At 65.6% G+C, this 3,259-nt stretch carries 1 protein-coding gene and 1 pseudogene; both read right to left on the bottom strand.

Annotated elements, in window-relative coordinates; genetic code table 11:
* Positions 1 to 67: 67 nt before the first annotated feature.
* Positions 68 to 1,465, bottom strand: coding sequence for a DUF8189 domain-containing protein (locus tag CA983_RS41900; RefSeq protein WP_158101939.1), 1,398 nt, complete (start codon positions 1,463 to 1,465; stop codon positions 68 to 70).
* Positions 1,466 to 1,773: 308 nt separating this feature from the next.
* Positions 1,774 to 2,293, bottom strand: a pseudogene (locus CA983_RS41895) (DUF899 family protein); the annotation flags it as partial.
* Between the last annotated feature and the right edge of the window lie 966 nt (positions 2,294 to 3,259).

Genomic DNA, 3,259 nt, shown 5'->3' with positions numbered 1-3,259 from the left:
GGTGTGCTCGCCGCGCAGGATCTGAGCCACCGGTGGAGACAGTTCGCTTGACATGTCCGCTCCTACTTCATATGTGGACGACCATGCAGTGCTTCTTCACCAGGTCGCCCTGCCAGGCGAGGATCCTCGTGTTGCTGTTGGAGGAACCGTTGTTCCCGATGAAGTTGTCCGCGTCCGCGATGTGGTCCAGGCCGAGATAGTGGCCGATTTCGTGCGCGAACGTGTTCCCGCTGTTGCCGAGATCGCCGTTGAGCGAGACCACGGTTCCGGTCATCACACTGCCACCGGCGTTCTTGTCGCACGGTCCGCCGACCGCCGACCAGCCGTCGGCGCCGTTCATCGAACGCACCACGAACACATCCAGCGCGGCGTTCGGTACGGTCCACCCGTCCGTCAACTGCTCGGCTTCCGCCGCACTGTCGATGATCTCCAGCGCGCCCGCGTCCGCTGCGGAGATGACGTAGCGGCGCACGGTGCCGACATTGAAGTCGACCTGGCAGCAGATCTGCCGCGTGGCGGTGAGCGAGTTCAGCATCTGTTCGATGTTCGCCGCGGTGAAATTGTCTTGCCCGACCGAGATGAGGTTGACGTCGATCGTCGGGATCCGTGGCACCCACCACCGCTGCCATACGTTCGCGTCCAGTCCGCGCGCGAAGACCTGTTCACGCTGCGCGCTCGTCGACGCCAGCGCGACCTCGGCGGTGATCGCGCCGTCGGCGTGCCGGCCCCAGGGGTGCCAGCTGTTGTCGTACCAGGCGAGCTGCCACAGGCCGTCGTCGTTTCCGCGCACATAGACGTTGGCCACCTGGGGATTGCGCGAAATGGTGCTCGGACCACCGCGGAAACCCCCGGAGGGGGCGCCGAGATTGAAATACCCCGACCAGCCGGGCCCCGCCTGCCAGAACTTGTGGTGCACGTTGCCGTCGGTGCCTCGGACGAAGACGTGCTCGTGGTTGGGTCCCATCGATCCGGCGGTCGGATCGGAGGCGAGCACCATACCGTCGTTGTGCCGGGCCCACGGGTGCCAAGTGCTGTTGAACCAGGGGAGCTGCCACAGCGCGTCGTCGTTTCCGCGCACGTAGACGTTGGCCACCTGGGAGTTCCGCGAAACCGTCGCCGGACTGCCCTTGAATCCCCCGGGCGGCGCGCCGAGGTCGAAGTAGGGCGACCAGCCCGAGGCGGCTTTCCAGAACTTGTGGTGCAGATGTCCGTCGGCTCCACGGACGAACACGTGCTCATGGTCGATTCCCATGGACGCGACGGCGGGCGACGAGGTCAGCTGCATGCCGTCGCCGTGCCGCCCCCAGCCATGCCACTGCACTCCGAAATAGGCACGCTGCCACAGCGCGTTGTCGGTGCCGCGCACGTAGATGTTGGTGATGCCGTCGCTCCTTGCGACCGAGGAGGGGCGGCCGACGATTCCTCCGGACGGTGCGGACATCGGGATCCACGCACTCCAGCCCATGAAACTCACCTCAACTCGGGAAGAACCCATTCGGCTTGGAGTCAGGCGTGAAAAATCAGGGAAGACGTGACCGAATGCTGATGCGAGCCCCTTTGGCTGGTGGAACGGGCCAGGAGGAAGGGTGACGATTCAACCTTCTGCGGGTGACCGCACGGGACATCGAATCTCCGCTACCAGCGTCGCTCTCGCAGCGCCCTCTCGCAACTTGCCCGGAGAGCGGCGTGGGCATATCCGGGCCGGGGATAGTTCGGGCCATGACGAAGGGGCCGTTCCGGAGACGGCCCTTGCCCTGCGACTCTCACGCCGGTGGTCCAGTACGTCTCGTAGACGCGGTCCCCGTCGCGGAGGTAGCACGCCTTCATCCCGAAGTGGCGGCCGGCGACGAGCCGTTCGTGCGACTCGGCGGGTACGGAGTACCAGGGCATGTCCCAGCCCATGAAGCGGCGGTAGCGGTCGGATTCCTCGTAGGGGCCCTGGCAGAAGACGGCGAAGGTGACGTCACGCTGGTGCAGATAGGACAGTTCGCGGACCTGGCCGGTGAAGAAGGTGCAGCCCTCACACTGGTCGGCGGCGGTGTAGCCGTCGTGCCACATGTGATACGACATTGAACAGCTGGGTGCGGCCCTCGAAGACATCGATCAGGGGGACGCGCCCCTTGCCTCCGACGAGCGGGGTGGACGGGTCGACCTCGGTCATGGGCAGTCGTCGCCGGGCGGCGGCGATCGCGTCGCCCTCGCGGGTGTGCGCCTTCTCCCGGACGCGCAGGGTGTCGATAGCGGCCAGCCACTCCCGGCGGGAGACGACCGGCGGCTTGTTCACATCAGTCATGGCCGTACTGACCCCGCAGCTCGCAAGAAATCATCGGTGGAGCCCGTGGCAGGCGCTACCGACCGCGATATCGCCGGGTGGCACGGATGTTGCTCGACGCCCCTGCTTTGGGTCTGGTGCCAGATCAAGCCGTCGCCTGGAGCCACTTCAGGACGTCGACAGTGCACGGGACCTGCACCAAGCGGGGCCGCTCGAAGCCAACATGCTGGAGCCGCTGAACAGCGTCATAGCCACCATGGGGGCACGCTTCATGGAGTTACTCCTCTGGCGAACCCCTGCACAACAGCTACCCGAAGCAGACCCGCTCCGGCGCGGCAGAGGCCGCCATTCAAGGCACGAACTTGTCTTCCCCCTCGCGTGGTCGGCACGACCATCATGTGACGTTGCTCGATACCTGGCGTACGGATCTCGGCCGATGGCTTGAGCTGGCCTGCTGCGGGTATCAGGGCGAAGTCGGCGGGGAAGCGGCAGGTGCCTGGGGAGGTCCCTTGCCGTCTTMCCCGCCACTTCCATGTCCGAGCAGAGGCTGCTGACATCACAGGGGGCGAGCCCGTACGCCTACCGCCGACGCATGCCGTTGAACTTTCGGCGCTTCTGATCGTGCCCGTCGATGTGGAACCACACGCCCAGACGCGCTCATGTCGCCGAGCTTCTGGTGCTGACTGGCACGGCCGTGTGGGTCATGGGCGAAGAGAGGGACTCGCACCTGCCAGGTACGGAATCCCTAGTCACCATTACCGTTCCGACGAGCGGGAGATCTAGGTCGAACTGGACCCGGACCGGCCCGCGGAGTGACGGGCCGCGGCCGCGACCTATCTTAGGGCGTTACTGACTTCGGCTCGTCAGGGTGACCTTTCTGGGATATGGGGATGCTCAAGCCGCAGGACGTGAGGAGCATCCTCACGTTTCTAGGTGCCGCAAGCGGCAGTCTCCTCAGGTTTGGCGTTCCATGGCTCCGGGCTGACC

It is taken from the genome of Streptomyces swartbergensis, from assembly GCF_002148965.1.
GTDB classification, from domain to species: Bacteria; Actinomycetota; Actinomycetes; order Streptomycetales; family Streptomycetaceae; genus Streptomyces; species Streptomyces swartbergensis.
Note: the sequence above shows the minus strand (reverse complement) of the source record. Positions and strands in the feature narration are given on the sequence as shown.